This is a genomic window from Arthrobacter sp. NPDC057009, assembly GCF_042673905.1.
GTDB lineage: Bacteria > Actinomycetota > Actinomycetes > Actinomycetales > Micrococcaceae > Arthrobacter.
The window spans coordinates 385,611-403,924 of sequence record NZ_JBHUSB010000001.1 but is presented as its reverse complement, the minus strand read 5'-3'; the positions used below and the strand labels follow the sequence as shown (position 1 = coordinate 403,924).

Below are 18,314 nucleotides of genomic sequence, written 5' to 3'. Positions count from 1 at the left end.
GATCAGACCGACGCTCAGACAATATTCGGCCAGGCCGCTGAACAGGGCCACGCGGACTCCCCGTCCGCCGCACCGTTCCCTGCCACCGGCCTGCGTTTGCTGCCTCCTCGCCAGGTGCACTCCCGCGTCCCGGTCCTCACCCCGGACCAGCTGGCCGCCGTCGAAGTGCCCCGCGGTGCCGGGCCCGTACTGGTCCCGGGCGCGCCCGGCACCGGAAAGTCCACCGTGCTCATCGAAGCGGTAATCCGCCGGGTTGAGGCGGACGGGGTGGACCCGGAACGGATCCTCATTCTCGCTCCCGGACGGCTCGCTGCCGATACCCTCCGTGACCGGTTCACCGCCAGGCTGAACCGGAGCCTGAGCACTACGCCGGCCCGCACGTGGGCGGCATATGCCTTTGACCTCATCCGCCGTGCCAAAGCCGAAGGGCTCCTTCCGCTGTCCAAGGCCCCGCGGCTGCTGTCCGGTCCCGAGCAAGACCTCATCATCAAGGAACTGCTGGACGGGCACGCCATGCCGGGCCTCGGTCTGCCCTGGCCCGACGACCTCACGGCAGCCCTGCCCACGCGCGGGTTCCGGCACGAGGTCCGCCAGTTGTTCGACCGGATTACAGAGGCAGGCCGCACCGCCGATGACCTCGCCAGCCTGGGCCGGGCCTGCGGGCGGCCGGACTGGATTGCCGCTGCGGCACTGTACGCCGAGTACCGGGATGTCCTCGACCTGCGCATGCCGGAGGCTTTCGACCCCGCGGGCATCATCACTGCGGCCCGCCAGCTCTTTCAGGACTTTCCGGACTTCCTGGCGGCCGAACGCGACCGGCTCCAGCTGATTCTTGTGGACGATATCCAGGAGGCCAATCCGGCCGTCTTCGAACTCCTGGCCGATGTGGCCGCGGGCAAGGACGTCTATGTTACGTCCGCCCCGGACACCGTGGTGCAGGGGTTCCGTGGTGCGCGGCCGGATCTCGTGTCCGAGCTGCCCGGGCTTCTGGGCGGCGGGGAGCGGACTGTCATTGAGAAGCCGCTGGTCCATGCCCACCGCCATCAGCCGGCGGTGGCCCAGGCCTGGCTGGGGGTCGCGGACCGGATTTCACTCCGGGCCGGCGGCCAGCTCGCCCGGCGCCTGGACCCGGTTGGCGCCGGCCCTGATGAAGCTGCAGGCGGCGCAGGCGGCACCGTGGAAGCGCACCTCCTTCCTTCAGCGGTGCACGAGCTGCGGTACGTCGCCCAAAGAATCCTCGAGGCGCACCTCAGGGACGGGCGCCCGCTCGAGGACATCGCCGTCATCGTCCGCAACGGCGGCCAGCTGAGCCAGCTGCAGCGTTATCTCTCCGGCCAGGGCATTCCCGTACGGATTCCCGTGGCCGAGTCGGCCGTGCGGGATGAGGTGGCCGTCCGTCCGCTGCTCGATGCCTACGCGGCGGCACTGGACCCGGCGGTCCTCACGCCCGAATCCGCCGTCTCGCTCCTGACCTCCCGGATCGGCGGGGCCACATCCCTGGAGCTGCGCCGGCTCCGCCAGTCGCTCCGGCGGGAGGAGCTGCTGGGCGGCGGCGGCCGTTCCAGCGATTCGCTGCTCGTGGAGGCACTCCTTGAACCCGGCGCCCTCGGCTCCCTCGGCATCGAAGGCAGGTCGGCGCGCAGGGTGGCGCGGATGATCCAGGCCGGCCGGAAGGCCGTTGCCGAACCCGGCGCCAACGCGGAGACGGTGCTGTGGGCCCTCTGGCACTCCACCGGGCTCTCGGGAGCCTGGACTGCCGCGGCCCTGGCCGGCGGACTCGTAGGGTCCCGCGCCGACCGGGACCTCGACGCCATGATGGCGCTGTTCCACACCGCCGAACGCTACGTGGACCAGATGCCCGGATCCGGGCCGGAACAGTTCCTGGAGTACCTGCTGAACCAGGAGCTGCCCATGGACACCCTGGCGGCGCGAGCCCAGGTTGACGACGCCGTGGAGCTCATGACGCCCGCCAGCGCCGCCGGCCGGGAATGGCCCTTCGTTATCGTTGCTGGCCTCCAGGAAGGCGTCTGGCCCAACACGCGCCTCCGCGGCGAACTGCTCGGCAGCACACTGTTCGCGGACGCCGTCGAACACGGTGTGGAGTACGCGCTCCAGCTCGGCCCGCTGAGCCGGCTGCGGGAGATCCGCTACGACGAACTCCGCAGCTTTTCCACGGCGGTGTCCCGGGCCAAAGACGTGCTGCTGTGCACCGCCGTATCTTCGGAGGACGAACAGCCGTCCTCCTTCCTGGACTACGTCGCGCCGCTGCTGCCCGACCAGGACGGGCGCGGCTACACCCCGGTGGAACGGCCCCTGACGCTGCGTGCGCTCGTAGCCGAACTCCGCCAGTACGCCCAGCTGGACGGCAGATTCGCCGCCGAGGCGGATGAGGCGGTGCGCGTCCTGGCCCGCCTTGCCACCGCGGAGCCTGCCGTTCCCGGAGCCCATCCCGACACCTGGTGGGGGCTTGCCCCGCTGACATCCGTGGACCGCGTCGTGCCGCCCGGCGGCACCGTCTATGTTTCGCCGTCCAAGGTGGAGTCAGTGCAGAAATCACCGCTGGACTGGTTCATCCAGGCCGCCGGCGGGGAGGCCGCGACGGACTTCGCCCGCAGCCTCGGCACCCTGGTGCATGCCATCGCCCAGGACCTCCCCGACGCCAGCGGAACGGAATACCTCGCCGAGCTGGTCAAGCGGTGGCCCGCCCTGGGAATGAAGGACAACTGGGAAGGGAAGCTGGACTTCCGCAGGGCGGAAGCCATGGTCCGGAAACTGGCACAGTACATCCTCGTCATGCGCAGCGAGGGCCGGCGCCTTGCGGGGGTCGAGCAGGACTTCGAGGTGATCCTGCCGGAACCGGTCGCCGTCCCCCGGACGGACGTTCCCACCGATGAGGGGGCCCGGTCAGCCGTGCTGCGGGGACAGGTGGACCGGCTGGAGATCGACGCCGAGGGGCGCCTGGTGATCGTTGACCTCAAGACGGGCAAGCGGCAGCCGGGCAAGGCAGAGCTGGGCAGGCACCCGCAGCTGGGCGCCTACCAGGCGGCCGTTCTGGCCGGCGGCTTTGGCGCTTCCGCGGTTTCCGACGCCGGTGCCCAGACCACAGGTGCCCAGACCACTGGTGCCCAGCCCGGCGGTGCCGTGCTTGCCCAGCTGGGCACCACCACCAAGAGCCCGGGCATCCAGCACCAGGATCCGCTCGATCCGGGGGACAACTGGGCGATGGAGATGGTCAATGACGCAGCCGCGGTGATGTCCGGCCACGAGTTCGAGGCACGGCACGATCCCGCCAAGGCCGGTTTCGGCGGCTCCGGCTGCCGGCTTCCGGAGGTATGTCCGCTGTGTGCGCGGGGAAAGCAGGTTACCGAATGAGCCGGACGCCGGAGCTGCCCGAGCCCCGATTCAGCCCCGAGGAATTGTCCGCGTTGCTGGGTGAGAAAAACCTGCCGACGGCGGAACAATCGGCCATCATTTCCTCGCCCCTTGCGCCCCGGCTGGTCATTGCCGGCGCCGGTTCGGGCAAGACCGCCACCATGGCCGACCGTGTCGTCTGGCTGGTCGCCAACGGCTGGGTCAAGCCGGAGGAAGTCCTCGGTGTCACCTTCACGAGAAAGGCCGCCGGCGAACTGGCCAGCCGCATCCGCGCCAAGCTCGGCGCGCTGCAGCGGTCGGCCACCGGCAACGGCGGCAACGCCGGTGACGCCATGCCAGGGGGCCTGCTCAGCGCCGACGCCCTGGAGCCCAAGGTCTCCACCTACCACTCGTTTGCCAGCGGCATCGTCTCCGACTACGGTCTGCGGCTCGGAATCGAGAGGGACGTCGTGCTGCTGGGCGGCGCCCAGGCCTGGCAGCTGGCCAGCGAGGTTGTTGAGGCCTTCGACGGCGAGTACTCCCATTTCCGGGTGGCCAAGTCCACCCTCGTCAAAGCCGTCATCCAGCTGGCGGGGGAGTGCGCGGAGCACCTCCAGGATCCGGACGGTGTCCAAAGCTGGCTGATGCAGCGGCTCGCCGAGTTCGAGGCCCTGCCGTATGTGGCCGGGGCCAAGAAGAACCCGACCCAGGCCGCGGGCGAGCTGGGAGCGGTGCTCCGGACGAGGGCCAGTGTGGCAGAGCTCGTGGGGCGGTACGCGGAAGCCAAACGGGCACGCGGCGCGCTGGACTTCGGCGACCTCGTGGCGCTCGCGGCACGCGTCGCCCGGGAGGTGCCCCTGGCCGCCCAGATGGAGCGCCAGCGCTACAAAGTGGTGCTGCTGGACGAGTTCCAGGACACCTCGCACGCCCAGCTGGTGCTGTTCTCCCGGCTCTTCGGGGACGGCCACGCCGTCACGGCCGTCGGCGATCCGAACCAGTCCATCTACGGCTTCCGCGGGGCATCCGCCGGCCAGCTGTTCCACTTTGTCAACGAGTTTCCCGTCAGCGTCGGGGATGGCCAGTCAGGAACCGTGTCCCGGCGTCCCGCTCCCGTTTCTTACCTGACCACCGCCTGGCGGAACGGCCGCAACATCCTCGCCGCGGCCAACCTCATCTCCGCCCCGCTCAGTGCGGCCGCCGCGCAGGCCGGGCCGGCGGGGCAGCGGACCTCCGCCGCGGCGGTGGAGGTCCCGGCGCTGCGGCCCAGCCCGGCGGCAGTCCAGGGCCGGGTGCTGATCGGGCGTTTCGCCACGGATGAGGATGAAGCAGCGGCCATCGCCAAGGATCTCCTGAAGTTCCGGGCCACGGACTTCGACGGATCCTCCTCGGCGCCGGGCGTCCAGCCGGCCATGGCAGTCCTGTGCCGCAGGCGCGCGCAGATGGAATGCCTCCGCAAGGAGTTTGAGGCCACCGGCATCCCGTACGAAATCGTTGGCCTCGGCGGGCTGCTGGACACTCCCGAAATCGTGGACCTGGTTTCGACGCTCCGGGTCCTGGCCGACCCCGGCCGGTCCGATTCACTGATGCGGCTGCTGGCCGGTGCCCGCTGGCGGATCGGCCCCGCCGACCTCATGGCGTTCCGGGACTGGTCCGCGTTTCTGGCCCGCCGCCGCGGCTTGGTCGACGACGGCCGCGGAGCCGGCGGCAACGGCCCGTCAGGCGGGGGCGAAAGGAATCCGGAAGCCGACGACGTCGTCATCGAGGGCGACATCACCGACGCCGCCAGCCTCGTCGAAGCCCTGGACTGGCTGCCCAACGAGGGCTGGACGTCCGCGCACGGCCGCAGCCTGACGCCGCCTGCCCGGGAACGGCTGCAGCGCCTCGGCACAGAGCTGCGGCAGCTTCGGGCGCTGATGGGGGAGGACCTGACCACCCTGCTGGGCGAGGTGGAACGGGCCATGCTGCTGGACATCGAGGTTGCCGCGAGGCCCGGTTACAGCATCCACCAGGCGCGGCGGAACCTGGATGCCTTCCAGGACGCGGCAGCAGGGTTCCTGCAGACATCCCACCGGGTGGACGTCCTGGCCTTCCTGTCATGGCTGGAAGCTGCGGCATCGGAAGAGGGCGGCCTGGACGTTCCGCCCGCGGACGTCAACCACGAGGCAGTGCAGCTGCTGACGGTGCATGCCTCCAAGGGGCTGGAATGGGACGTCGTATTCGTTCCCGGCCTCAACTCGGGCGCGTTCCCCAGCAGCCGCGACTCGAGATGGAGCAGCGGTTCCGCGGCCCTGCCCTGGCCGCTGCGGGGTGACCGTGCCGATCTTCCGCAGTGGGACCTCGACCAGCCGGACCAGAAGGGGTGGCTGGACGCCGAGAAGGTGTTCAAGGGAGACGTGCAGGCCCATGGGGAGGCGGAGGAGCGCAGGCTGGCCTACGTTGCCTACACCCGCGCCAAGCACGTGCTCTGGGTCTCCAGCGGGGCCTGGGTCGGCGGGCGCGGCGCGATGGCGGAGATGTCGCCGTTCCTTGCCGAGCTGGCGCCACTGGCGGAAGCGGATACTGCGGAAATCCACCCCGCCTCTGTGGACGAGCAATCCCTGCCCACGGAAAGCCCCCTGACCCGGGAGCTGGAGGTGGCCGCCTGGCCGTATGATCCGCTGGAAGGTCCTGTGGATCCCCGCAGCGGGAACCGGCTCCGGCTGGTGCCGGGCCGGCGGGCGGCCATGGACCGCGCCGCAGACCGGCTGCTTGCCGAGATCGCCGCTGTTGAGGCCGGTGCGCCGGGGCTTCCGGAGGGGCAGGGTCTCCGTCCCCTGGCGGCAGGCTGGGGACGCGAGGCTGACCTCCTGCTGGAACGCCGTGCCAGGCGCGCCCGGAGCCGCGACGTGCACCTGCCAGGGCACATCTCGGCGTCCACCCTGGTGGACCTGGGGGAGGACGCCGAGGCTGTGGTCCAGCGGCTCAGGCGGCCGGTCCCGCGCGAACCTGGCATGTCCGCTCGCAAAGGCACGGCCTTCCATGCCTGGGTGGAGGAATACTTCGGAACGGCAGGAATGCTGGATCTCGGTGAAGCGCCGGGCTCTGACAACCACATTGACGAGGCCTACGGCCTCGACGACATGGTGGCTACCTTCAAGGACTCCCGGTGGGCGCACCGCTCGCCGGCGTTCGTGGAAGTCCCCGTGGAGACCCGGATCGGCGACGTGGTGGTCCGCGGCCGCATCGACGCCGTGTTCCGGGACGCCGACGGCGGCTGGGATCTGGTGGACTGGAAGACCGGCCGCCGGCCGTCCGCCGCACAGCTGAAGACCAAGGGTGTGCAGCTGGCTGTCTACCGGCTGGCCTGGGCACGGCTCAAGGGCGTGCCGCTGGAAGAGGTGCGGGCAGCATTCTTCTACGTGGCGGACAACCATGTGGTGCGCCCCCACGACCTCGCCTCAGCAGCCGAACTCGAAGGAATCGTGGCCGCCGCCCTGGCGGGTTAGTAAACGGCCCGGCTAGTAAGCGCCACTGAGCCCGCCCGTCAGGGCGTCTTGGCGTCAACCACGGTGAGGGCAACTGTGGACGTGTCCGCGCCTGACGGCTTCGAACCCTGTGCGTCTTCCTCCGCGTGGGGGGCCTCCGCCCGGGCGGCCTCAGCTTCGCCTGATGTCCCTGCCTCCGCGGCTTCAGGAGGAGTGCCGGGGCGTACCGGCCGGTCTGCCGGCTTGTCCGTGTCCTCTCCGCCTCCGGTTTCGTCAGCGGGGATGGGCGTGATCTCCACCGGGAGCGGCGCCGCTTCAACGGGGATGGGTGTGACGTGGACGGCGGGCATGGCCTCGGAGATATCGGTGGCTGCCGGGGCATCCACAAGGCCGGGTGCTGCCGGTGCATGGCTGGTTGGCGGGGATTCGGGCTTGGCGGGTGGCAGCGGCTCGACGCTGATGGGCTGTCCTCCGTACTCGGCGATATCGGCCGCCAGTGTGGAGAGCATCCCTTCCGCCTCGGCGATCATCTCCGCGTCGGCTGCCGCGATGCCCTTAACGAGGTACTGCGCCAGGGCGAATTCGGCCGAGAGCGCGGCGCGCCGCAGCAGGTGGGTGTCGGGGGCGTCCCGGCGTTTTGCGGTGTAGTGCTTCACCACGGCGTCGACGAATTCGTGCTCATTGGATGCCACGAGCCAGGCGAGGTCGTCGGCGGGGTCGCCAATGCGCAGGTCGGTCCAGCCGGTGACGGCCGTGACGCGGTCATCCTCGACCAGCAGGTTGTCCTCGTGCAGGTCACCGTGCACCACGCAGGGGTTGAAGCGCCACAGCGAGACGTCTTCCATGGCGTGCTCCCACCGGCGAAGCAGGAGGGCCGGAATCTTGCCTGTGGTGGCGGCCATGTCGAGTTCGTTGAGCCTGCGCTGGCGGAACTCGTTGGGCGTGTAGGTGGGCAGGTCAGCGTTGCTCACCAGCGTGCGGGGCAGGTCGTGGATGGCCGCCAGGGCCGTGCCGATCTCCTTCGCCAATTCCTGCGGGCCGGCTGTCAGCTCTTCCACGGTGCGCGTGGCGCCATGCAGGTGGGAATACACGAAGGTGGTCAGGTTCTGCTGCCGGACGGTGCCGGCCACAGTCGGCATGAGAAACGGCAGTTCGGCCCGGATGGCCGGTGCGAAGGCCCGCAGGACCAGGAACTCAGTCTCCAGCCTGGTGCTGGCTTCGGCGTGCCGGGGTGAGCGGACGCGCCAGCGCTTTCCTTCGGCATCGAGGAGGAGAGCCGAATCAAAGTCAGCCGGGTCATCCGGGGCAGAGCTCACAGCGGTCGGGCTCAGTCCGGGGACTGCCGCGGTGGCCACAGCTGCCAGTTCGATTGGTTCTCTTCTCACGGTTCCACGGTAGATTGAGCGGCGTCCAAGACAACGATGTGTCGCGGCGAGTCTCCAGATCCGACCAAATATGGGCGCCGGGAAGCCGGAGGCGCCGCCCTCTCCGGGCCTGCCGGCCACCCTGCCGAAATGTAAATTGTCAGTGCGAATCAGTACGGTGGATACATGAGTCATGCGGAGGCCGCTGCGCCGGCTGGTCAAACGGCGGGCACGATCCCGGAAAATCGCGTGCGGGCAGGAGAGCTGCCCGCCAACCATCTGTTCGACACCGTGCTCCCGGTCCGGCCCGCCATGGTCAACAGGGAGTCTGTCGAGCGGATGCGGCCGGGCCTGGTACAGGAGTTCCTGGCCGCCGGAACCGCCAAGGCGATGATCCTGTCCGGCCGGCATGCGCTGGTGGACGGGGACGCCCTGGTCCTGGCAGAGGCCACCCCGTTGCTGGAGCGGCTCGAGGGTTTGGCTTCCGCCCCGGCACACATCATCTATCTCGGCACGGCACTCGGCTCCGACGATCTTCCCGTCGGGACCAGGCTCCTGCTCTTCATCCTGCCGGAGCCGGTGGAGCCAGGGCCGGCCGGCCTGCCTGCCCAGGCCACCTGGGAAGGCTTCCGGGACGTCGCCGCGCAGCTGGATCCGACGCACACGGCGCTGTTCGTTGAAGCCAGTGCCATTGCCAACTGGCACGCCACCCACACCCACTGTCCCCGGTGCGGCACCGTCACCAACGTGGAGGCCGGCGGATGGGTCCGGCGGTGTCCGGCTGACAATTCCGAACATTACCCGCGCACGGACCCGGCCATCATTGTCACGGTGGTTGGCCCGGACGGCCGCATCCTGCTCGGCGGCGGCGGTCCGCTGGATGCCAAGAACTACTCCACCCTGGCCGGATTCGTCGAGCCCGGAGAGTCGCTCGAACAGGCCGTGGTCCGGGAGATCCACGAGGAGGTGGGCGTCCGGGTCAAGGCCTGCCAGTACCTCGGCTCCCAGTCGTGGCCGTTCCCGGCATCCCTCATGCTCGGCTTTACTGCCGTCACCGAGGACACAGAGGCAAAGCCCGACGGCGTCGAGGTCACAAGGGCGCGCTGGTTCAGCCGGGAGGAACTCCAGGAAGCCGTGCTCAGCGGCGAGATTGTCATCTCCACCCGGCTCTCCATCGCACGGTCCCTCATCGAACACTGGTACGGCGGCGTGATCCAGGACCGTCCGGCCGACGATTAGCCGGCACGCAGGCCGGCCACATACCTGCCGTCGACGCCGCCACGGCGGAGCGGCCCATCCACCCACGCACAGCAAGCAGCAAGAAGTGACGACAGAAATTCCTGATGGCAATTCCTCCCTCGAGGACCGGATCCTTGGCGGCCTCGACGCGGAGCAGCGGGAAGTGGCCACCACCCTGACCGGCCCGCTCTGCGTGCTCGCCGGAGCCGGGACCGGCAAGACGCGTGCCATCACCCACAGGATCGCCTACGGCGTGCACTCGGGTGTTTACAGCCCGCAGCGGCTGCTGGCAGTCACGTTCACGGCGCGCGCCGCAGCGGAAATGCGCAGCCGGCTCCGCGATCTTGGAGCCGGGAATGTCCAGGCCAGGACCTTCCACGCGGCCGCGCTGCGGCAGCTGCAGTTTTTCTGGCCGCAGGCGGTGGGCGGGGCCCTGCCCAACCTGCTGGACCACAAGGCGCAGATGATCGCCGAGGCCGCACGCCGGCTTCGGCTGAGCACCGACCGCGCCTCCATCAGGGACCTGGCGTCCGAAATCGAGTGGGCCAAGGTGTCCATGCTCACGCCGGCCAACTACCTCGAGAACGCCCAGGACAGGGGCGCCCCGGGAGGCTTCGACCTCACGGCCGTCGCCCGGGTCTTCCAGGCCTACGAGGACGTCAAGACCGACCGCAACGTCATCGACTTCGAGGACGTCCTCCTGATCACCGTCGGCATTCTGCAGGAGGATCCGAAGGTGGCAGCAACGGTCCGGGAACAGTACCGGCACTTCGTGGTGGATGAATACCAGGACGTTTCCCCGCTGCAGCAGCGCCTTCTGGAGCTCTGGCTTGGCGGCCGCAACGAGCTGTGCGTGGTGGGTGACGCCAGCCAGACCATCTATTCGTTCACGGGAGCCTCCCCGAAGCACCTCCTCGGATTCAAGGCCCAGTACCCGGACGCGAACGTGGTCAAGCTGGTCCGGGACTACCGATCCACTCCCCAGGTGGTCAAGCTGGCCAACGACCTGCTGGCCTCGCGGCGGAGCGGCGGACCTGCGGCCGATGCTGCCTGGGCCGCGCCGCTGCAGCTCGTGGCCCAGCGGAACCCGGGCCCGCACCCGCAGTTCACAGAATGCACGGACGACGAAGCCGAGGCTGCCACGGTGGCCGGCAAGATCCGTACCCTTCTCGACGACGGCGTTCCGGCCAGCGAAATCGCCGTCCTGTTCCGTACCAACGGCCAGTCCGAGGCCTATGAGCAGGCTCTTGCATCGGCCGGCATCGGCTACCAGCTCCGCGGCGGTGAGCGGTTCTTCGCGCGCAAGGAGGTCCGCGACGCGATCCTCCAGCTCCGTGCTGCCACCCGCGCCGTATCCGAGTCCGAACCCCAGCCGCTGGGCCAGCTGGTGCGCGACATCGTTGCATCACTGGGTTATACGGACGCCGCGCCGCACAGCGGCGGTGCCCTGCGGGAGCGCTGGGAATCCCTGGCCGCGCTGGTGGCTCTGGCGGACGAACTCGCGCAGAACCGCGGGCCGCAGTTCGGCCTCGCGGACTTCGTCAACGAGCTCCAGGAGCGCTCTGTGGCCCAGCACGCACCGACCGTCCAGGGGGTGACGCTGGCGTCCCTGCACGCGGCGAAAGGCCTCGAGTGGGACGCTGTATTCCTCGTGGGGCTCAGCGAAGGGCTCATGCCCATCTCCTTCGCAGACACTCCTGCCGCCGTTGACGAGGAACGGCGGCTGCTCTATGTGGGCATCACGCGCGCCCGTGAGCACCTGTCCCTGTCATGGTCCACGGCAAGGACTCCCGGTGGGCGTGCCAACCGGAAGCCGTCCCGCTTCCTCGACGGTCTGCGCCCGGACTCGGTGGCCAGTTCAGCCGCCCGGGGGAGGGGAGCCACGCCGCGCCGCAAGGCGGCCGCCCCCGCTTCGTGCCGGGTCTGCGGCAGCATGCTGGCCAGCGGCGCCGAGCGGAAGGTGGGCCGCTGCAGCCAGTGTCCGCCAAGCTACGAAGAGCAGACGTTCAACGCCCTCCGTGAATGGCGCAAGGAGGTCGCGCAGTCCGCCGACGTCCCGGCCTTCGTGGTTTTCACCGACGCAACCCTCACCGCCATCGCCGAAGCGCGGCCGTCCTCCCTTGAGGAACTTGCCCGGCTCGCCGGCGTCGGCCCGTCCAAACTGGAGCGGTACGGCGAAGCAGTCCTCGCGGTGCTGACGGAAAGCAGCGCTGTCTAATGCCCGGAAAACAAGAGACCAGCACGCCCTTGACCACGCGTGACGGGGCTCCCGTCGAGGTCCGGCGCTCGGCCCGCCGCCGCCGTACAGTCGCTGCCTTCTGGGAGAACGGAACCGCCGTCGTCGCCATCCCCGCGCACTTCACCCGGGCCCAGGAAGCGGACTGGGTTCGCCGGATGCTGGAGAAGCTCCGGACCCAGGGGGAGAAGCGGTCCAGCGGTGCGGCGCGCCGGCCTGCCTCGGACGCGGCGCTGGCCACGCACGCCGCACAGCTCTCGGCCAGGTACCTTGGCGGGAGGTCTGCCCCTACGTCGGTCCGCTGGGTCAGCAACCAGAACTCCCGCTGGGGTTCGGCCACCCCCGCCGACGGCTCCATCCGGCTTTCCGACAAACTCCGCCCCATGCCGCAGTGGGTTATCGACTATGTGCTGCTGCATGAACTGGCGCACCTGCTGGTGGCCGGGCACAACGCGGCGTTCTGGAAACTGCTGGAGGCATACCCCGAAACGGAACGTGCCAAGGCTTTCCTGGAGGGCGTCTCGTTTGCCACCTCGCGCGGCATGACGGCCGGCGAAGCGGGTGAATCAGAAGACGCCGACTGAAACAGAAGAGGCCGACGCCGGGCAGTTGCCTTTCGACGTCGGCCTCCAACTCCGGCGGATCTGTGCCGTCAGCTCTTCGGAGCCCCGCCCTCGTCGCCGTCGTTCTTAGCGTCGTCGCCGTCCTTCTTAGCGCCGTCGCCCTCGCCGTCTGCGCCGCTGTCGGCCGGGATGTCGAAGCCGCCGTTCAGCAGCTTCTGGAGGGCGTCGTCCACTTCGCTGTCACTGGCCTCGGCCAGCTTGCGGCGTTCGCTGAACCCCTTGGGATCGTCAAGATCTTCGGCGGTGGGAAGCAGGTCCGGATGCTTCCAGATGGCGTCCCTGCCGTCGATGCCGCGTTCTGCCTTGAGCGATGCCCACAGCGTGGCGGCTTCACGGAGGCGGCGGGGGCGCAGCTCCAGCCCGACCAGGGAAGCGAACGCGTGTTCCGCAGGACCGCCGGTGGCCCGGCGGCGGCGGACGGTTTCGCGGAGCGCGGCGGCGGAAGGGAGGACCTTCTCCGTTGCGGCAGCGGTGAGCTCGTCCACCCAGCCCTCGACCAGGGCCAGCGCGGTTTCCAGCTTCTGCAGGGCGAGGTCCTGTTCAGGCGTGCGCTGCGGCATGAAGACACCCTGCTGCAGGGCCTCCTGGATTCCCTCCGGATTGCTGGGGTCAAGGTCGCGGGCCAGTTCCTCAATCCGCGACGTGTCAATGTGGATGCCCCGGGCATAGGCCTCAATGGCACCCAGCAGGTGCCCGCGCAGCCACGGCACCTGGACGAACAGGCGGGCATGCGCGGCCTCGCGGACTGCGAGGAAGAGCCGGATGTCGTTTTCGGGCAGGCTGAGCCCCTCACCGAACTTCGCCACATTGCTGGGAAGAAGCGCCATCTCCAGATCGGCCAGCGGAACACCGATGTCCGTGGAGCTGACCACATCGGTGGAGAGTGCGCCGATGGCCTGGCCCAGCTGCATGCCGAAGATGGCGCCGCCCACGTTCTGCAGCATGGACGAGGCACCGCCCATCATGGACTTCATCTCCTCCGGCATCTGTTCCGTCATGGCGGTGGACAGGGCATTGGCCACACTGTTGGCCACCGGTTCCGTCAGCCGCTTCCAGGTGCCGAGGGTCTCCTCCACCCATTCGGCCCGGGACCAGGCCTTGCCGATGAGTCCGGTGGCCGGCAGGTCCGTGACCTGGTCAAGCCACAGTTCGGCAAGCCGCAGGGCTTCGTCCACTTCGCGTGACTGCGCGGACGTGACCGAGGGGTCGGCGCTGCCGGCGGCGACGCGGCGGGCGTTGTCATGGGCGAGCTTCCAGTTGACGGGGCCCTCGGAGGGCGCGCTCATCATGGCCTGGACCTGGGAGAACATCTGGGCGAGCAGGTTGGGATCGTTCGGGAGCCCGGCGGCCTTGGCCAGTTCTGCGGGGTCGATGTCGCCCAGGCCCTTGCCGCCCATGAGGTTTTGCAGCATCTCCGCCAGCGGATCCTTCGGATTTTCGTCGCCGTTGGACGGATTGAGTGGATTGGAGGTCATGATCCCGCCGATCGTCGGTGTGACTATTAATCAACTTCACGCTACCCCGTGCGGAAGGGGCTGTCTGCCGAAAGCAGGCACTTTCGCTGTAGGCAAAGAGCTAACGGCAGGCCGGGACGCGTAGTGTTGGAAGTCGGAACGAATGAAGGCTGCGCCCGGCTATCCGCCGGGGCTGCGGCCGCGGTGCAGCGCTGAACGACGCGGTGCGGAGAGGTCCTTCAGTGACGATTACCAAGGGCGGCCAGCCCGCAGAGGAATCCCCGGCGGCCGCCGGCGGCGGGAATCCCGATGGAACCGGAGAGGCCCGCAGGTCCCGGCGTGCCCGGGGCCGGGATCCGCGCATTTCCGCCATGACGCTGTCCGGGCTCCTCGCGCTCGGGCTGGGCGTGACGGCCGCTGTCCTGCCCGTCCCCTACGTGGTGGAATCGCCCGGCCCCACGTTCAACACGCTGGGCACGGAAAACTCGAAGCCCGTCATCAGCATTTCCGGCCGCGAGACATTCCCGGCCAAGGGGAACCTGGATCTCACCACGGTGTATGTCGACGGCGGCCCCAACGGTCCCGTCAGCGTCTTTGAGGCGTTCTCGGCGTGGCTTGACGGGTCGAAGGCGGTCTACCCGGAGGAGCTGATCTTCCCGACCGGCGTGACCAGGGAGGAGTCGCAGCAGGAGAGCGCCGTGGCCATGGCCACGTCGCAGGAAAACGCCGTGGCGGCGGCACTGAAGGGGCTCGAGATTCCCTTCGGGCAAAAACTCGAAGTGGCGGACCTGTCCGAGGGCTCGGCCGCGCAGGGGAAGCTGCAGAAAGGTGACGTCTTCACCTCGATCAACGCCAAACCCGTCACGTCACTGCAGGTGATCCAGGACGAACTGGCCGCCGGAAAGGGCAAGCCCGCCGTCGTCGTCGTAAGCCGTGACGGCAAGCAGGTGACCGAAACGGTGACGCCGGCCAAGAACCCGTCCGGACGGTACATCCTGGGCGTCCTGCTGCAGTACCGCTTCACGTTCCCGTTCGAGACGAAGATTTCCCTGGACAAGGTGGGCGGCCCGAGCGCCGGAATGATGTTTGCGCTCGGGATCATGGACACCCTGACCCCCGGCGACCTCACTGGCGGAAAACACATCGCCGGAACCGGGACCATCAGCCCGGACGGCGTGGTGGGCCCGATTGGCGGCATCGCGGTGAAGATGCACGGTGCCCGGGCCGAGGGCGCCACGATGTTCCTGGCCCCGGCTGCCAACTGTGCCGAGGTGGTGGGCCACATCCCGGACGGACTGCAGGTGGTGAAAGTGGAGAACCTGGACGAGGCGAAGTCCGCCGTGGAACTGGCCGCCAAGGGCGGCGACACGTCGGGACTTCCGGCGTGCACCAACAACTAGACTAAATGCAGGAACTAAGGCTCCGGTCTGCTCGTGGCACTAATTGACAGCCGGTGCCGGCGCTATGCCTGCCCTCCACTGAAAACTTAAAATTTAAATACCAGCAACTGACCAAAAGCTATGAGGTACGAGTTTGTCCCGTCCTGCCAGCCCCACCCCGCCCGGAAAACTCCAGACAAGGCGCGGTGCTTTGACGCCCACGCTCATTGTCGTTGCCCTGGTTGTTGTCGGGTTCATCTTCTTCGCCAACGTGTGGACGGACGTCCTGTGGTACCAGCAGCTTGGTTACTTCGAGGTGTTCCTGACCGAGAACCTGGCACGGATCGGCATTTTTGCCGCCGGCTTCCTCATCATGTTCGCGGCCGTGTTCTATGCGATCCGCATCGCCTACCGCGCCCGGCCGGTCTACGCGCCGGACTCGGAAATCCGGGATAACCTCAACCGCTACCAGGCTCAGCTGGAACCGGTGCGGCGGGTAGTCATGATCGGGCTGCCCGTGCTGTTCGGACTCTTCGCAGGCAGCGCCGCCTCCAGCCAGTGGCAGAAGGTGATGCTGTTCTTCAACCAGGAGTCCTTCGGCCAGAACGATCCCGAGTTCGGACTCGACATCGGCTTCTACCTCATGACGCTGCCGTTCCTCGGCTTTGTCACCGGTTTCCTGATCAGCGTGGCAATCGTCGCCGGCATCGCGGGCATCCTCACGCACTACCTCTACGGCAGCATCAGGATCATGGAACGGGGCATTTTCACCAGCCGCGCCGCACAGATCCACCTCGCCGTCACCGGCGCCTCGTTCCTGATCCTGCTGGGCATCAACTTCTGGCTGGACCGCTACTCCGCGCTGCAGAACAGCGGGGGCCGCTGGGCCGGCGCGCTGTACACCGACGTCAACGCCGTCATTCCCACGAAGGCGATCCTGGCTGTGGCGGCGGCCCTCGTCGCCATCCTTTTCATCGTCGCGGCCGTCATCGGCAAGTGGCGGCTTCCGGTCATCGGCACCGCGATGCTGGTCATTACCTCCATTCTGGCCGGCGGCGTCTACCCGTGGGTCATCCAGCAGTTCCAGGTCCGTCCGTCGGAGCAGACCCTGGAGCGGAAGTACATCGAGCGCAACATCGGCATGACCCGCGCAGCCTACGGCCTGGACCAGGTCAAGGTGGAGCGGTACAACGCCACCACCACCACGACCGCCGGCGCCCTGGCCCCGGACGCGCAGACCACTGCCAACATCCGCCTCCTGGATCCGAACCTGATCTCGGACGCCTTCTCCCAGCTGGAGCAGTTCCGCCCCTACTACCAGTTCCCCAAGGCCCTCAACGTTGACCGGTACATGGTGGACGGCAAGGTGCAGGACACCGTCATCGCGGTGCGGGAGCTGAACCCGGACGGCCTCAGCGCTGACCAGCAGTCCTGGCTGAACCGCCACATTGTCTACACACACGGGTACGGTGTTGTGGCCGCGAAGGGCAACAAGTTCACGGCCGACGGAAAGCCGGAATTCCTCCAGTCGGGCATCCCCACCACCGGCGTCCTCGGCAACGACGAGACCTACGAACCCCGGATTTACTTCGGCGAGGATTCCCCGGAGTACTCGATTGTGGGCGCCCCGGAAGGTGCGCCGCACCGTGAACAGGACCGCCCGGCGTCGGAAGGCGGCGGTGAAACGCAGTACACGTTCACCGGCAACGGCGGCCCGAACGTTGGCAGCTTCTTCAACAAGGTCCTCTACTCGATCAAGTTCCAGTCCTCGGACCTGCTGCTGTCCGACGGTGTGAACGAGGCCTCCCAGATCCTGTACGAACGCAACCCGCGGGAACGCGTCCAGAAGGTGGCCCCTTACCTGACGGTCGACGGCAACGCCTACCCGGCAGTTGTTGACGGCCGGGTCAAGTGGATCGTGGACGGCTACACCACCAGCCAGTACTACCCGTACTCGCAGCAGGAGCAGCTCTCCGAGGCCACCACGGACTCGCAGACCACCGCCGGACGCAACGTGGCACTGCCCAACAGCTCCGTGAACTACATCCGCAACTCGGTCAAAGCCACCGTTGATGCCTACGACGGCTCGGTCACGCTGTACGCCTGGGACGACCAGGATCCGCTGCTGAAGGCCTGGCAGAAGGTCTTCCCGACGTCACTGAAGCCCTACTCCGAGATGTCCGCCGCGGTCATGAGCCACGTCCGCTATCCGGAGGACCTGTTCAAGGTGCAGCGTGAGCTCCTGGGCCGCTACCACGTGACGGACCCCGTGAGCTTCTACAAGAACGACGACGCGTGGAGCGTTCCGAACGATCCCACCGTTTCGCAGGAGGTCAAGCAGCCGCCGTTCTACATGTCTCTGCAGATGCCCGACCAGAAGGCTCCCGCGTTCCAGCTGACGTCGTCCTACATTCCGCAGGTCGTGGACGGCAATGCCCGGAACGTCCTCTACGGATTCCTCGCCGCCGATTCCGACGCGGGTTCCAAGAAGGGCGTGAAGGCGGAGAGCTACGGACAGCTGCGGCTCCTGCAGGTCCCGCCGGAATCCCAGGTGCCCGGCCCCGGCCAGGCGCAGAACAAGTTCAACTCGGATCCCACGGTCTCCCAGGCCCTGAACCTGCTGCGCCAGGGTGCCTCGGATGTGCTCAACGGCAACCTGCTGACGCTTCCCGCCGGCCGCGGCATGCTCTACATCCAGCCGGTGTACCTCCGGTCCACGGGAGAGACGTCCTACCCGACGCTGCAGCGCGTGCTCGTGGCGTTCGGTGACAAGATCGGCTTCGCGCCCACTCTTGATGAGGCCCTCAACCAGCTGTTCGGCGGCCGGTCTGGCGCTCAGGCGGGGGACGCGTCCAATGGCAAGACGCCGGCGCCTCCGGGCGGCAGCGGGACCACGCCGCCGCCAACCGGCACGGCCGATGCCCGGGCAGCGCTGAAGGCAGCCCTGGACGAAGCCAACGCCGCAATCAAGGCCGGCCAGGAGGCTCTGGCGAAGGGTGACTTCGCTGCGTACGGCGACCAGCAGAAGAAACTGTCAGACGCGCTGAAGAAGGCGCTCGATGCAGAGGCAAGGATTGCCGGCACCGGAACGGCCAGCAGCCAGACGTCGCCGTCAGCAACACCGACGCCCACGCCCAGCAGCTGACATGCCCAGCAACTGACACGCCCAGCAACTGATCCTTACTGGCGCAGTGAAAGGCCGGC

At 68.2% G+C, this 18,314-nt stretch carries 9 protein-coding genes; 7 read left to right on the top strand and 2 right to left on the bottom strand.

What is annotated here, in order from left to right:
* The first annotated feature begins 90 nt into the window (after nucleotides 1-90).
* Together ACFTR6_RS01835 and ACFTR6_RS01830 are read left to right on the top strand one after the other, a co-directional pair.
* Entirely contained in the window at nucleotides 91-3,372 is a 3,282-nt protein-coding gene (locus tag ACFTR6_RS01835) for an ATP-dependent helicase (protein ID WP_377956846.1), read from the top strand.
* Nucleotides 3,369-6,836: an ATP-dependent helicase gene (locus ACFTR6_RS01830; protein WP_377956667.1), complete on the top strand. Its 3,468-nt coding sequence runs from the start codon at nucleotides 3,369-3,371 to the stop codon at nucleotides 6,834-6,836. The genes ACFTR6_RS01835 and ACFTR6_RS01830 overlap by 4 nt, the downstream gene beginning before the upstream one ends.
* Before the next feature lie 38 nt (nucleotides 6,837-6,874).
* On the opposite strand, the gene ACFTR6_RS01825 is transcribed toward ACFTR6_RS01830, so the two are convergent.
* Nucleotides 6,875-8,200: a phosphotransferase gene (locus ACFTR6_RS01825; RefSeq protein ID WP_377956666.1), complete on the bottom strand. Its 1,326-nt coding sequence runs from the start codon at nucleotides 8,198-8,200 to the stop codon at nucleotides 6,875-6,877.
* Nucleotides 8,201-8,365: 165 nt separating this feature from the next.
* Here ACFTR6_RS01825 and nudC point away from each other — a divergent pair, with 165 nt between their 5' ends.
* From nudC to ACFTR6_RS01810, 3 genes are all read left to right on the top strand, one after another.
* A complete protein-coding gene (gene nudC / locus ACFTR6_RS01820; protein ID WP_377956665.1) occupies nucleotides 8,366-9,418 on the top strand; it encodes an NAD(+) diphosphatase in 1,053 nt (350 codons plus the stop codon).
* 85 nt (nucleotides 9,419-9,503) lie between these two features.
* Nucleotides 9,504-11,636 (top strand): ATP-dependent helicase, encoded by a 2,133-nt coding sequence (locus ACFTR6_RS01815; RefSeq protein WP_076801637.1) that lies wholly within the window; start codon nucleotides 9,504-9,506, stop codon nucleotides 11,634-11,636.
* The gene (locus tag ACFTR6_RS01810; RefSeq protein ID WP_377956664.1) at nucleotides 11,636-12,238 is read left to right on the top strand and encodes a M48 family metallopeptidase; all 603 of its coding nucleotides are present in this window, start codon (nucleotides 11,636-11,638) and stop codon (nucleotides 12,236-12,238) included. The genes ACFTR6_RS01815 and ACFTR6_RS01810 overlap by 1 nt, the downstream gene beginning before the upstream one ends.
* Nucleotides 12,239-12,306: 68 nt before the next feature.
* Here ACFTR6_RS01810 and ACFTR6_RS01805 read toward each other — a convergent pair whose 3' ends face one another.
* Nucleotides 12,307-13,752, bottom strand: coding sequence for a zinc-dependent metalloprotease (locus tag ACFTR6_RS01805; protein ID WP_377956663.1), 1,446 nt, complete (start codon nucleotides 13,750-13,752; stop codon nucleotides 12,307-12,309).
* Nucleotides 13,753-13,973: 221 nt separating this feature from the next.
* Here ACFTR6_RS01805 and ACFTR6_RS01800 point away from each other — a divergent pair, with 221 nt between their 5' ends.
* Complete coding sequence (locus ACFTR6_RS01800; protein ID WP_087874331.1) at nucleotides 13,974-15,131, top strand: PDZ domain-containing protein; 1,158 nt, start codon at nucleotides 13,974-13,976, stop codon at nucleotides 15,129-15,131.
* 133 nt (nucleotides 15,132-15,264) lie between these two features.
* Nucleotides 15,265-18,255 carry a UPF0182 family protein gene (locus ACFTR6_RS01795; RefSeq protein ID WP_076801648.1) on the top strand — a complete coding sequence of 997 codons (2,991 nt, stop codon included), beginning with the start codon at nucleotides 15,265-15,267 and terminating at the stop codon, nucleotides 18,253-18,255.
* Nucleotides 18,256-18,314: the final 59 nt, after the last annotated feature.

Coding starts and splice junctions, on each gene's coding strand:
- ACFTR6_RS01830 (WP_377956667.1), top strand. CDS start 3,369: ATGAGCCGGACGCCGGAGCTGCCCGAGCCCCGATTCAGCCCCGAGGAA.
- nudC (WP_377956665.1), top strand. CDS start 8,366: ATGAGTCATGCGGAGGCCGCTGCGCCGGCTGGTCAAACGGCGGGCACG.
- ACFTR6_RS01810 (WP_377956664.1), top strand. CDS start 11,636: ATGCCCGGAAAACAAGAGACCAGCACGCCCTTGACCACGCGTGACGGG.
- ACFTR6_RS01805 (WP_377956663.1), bottom strand. CDS start 13,752: ATGACCTCCAATCCACTCAATCCGTCCAACGGCGACGAAAATCCGAAG.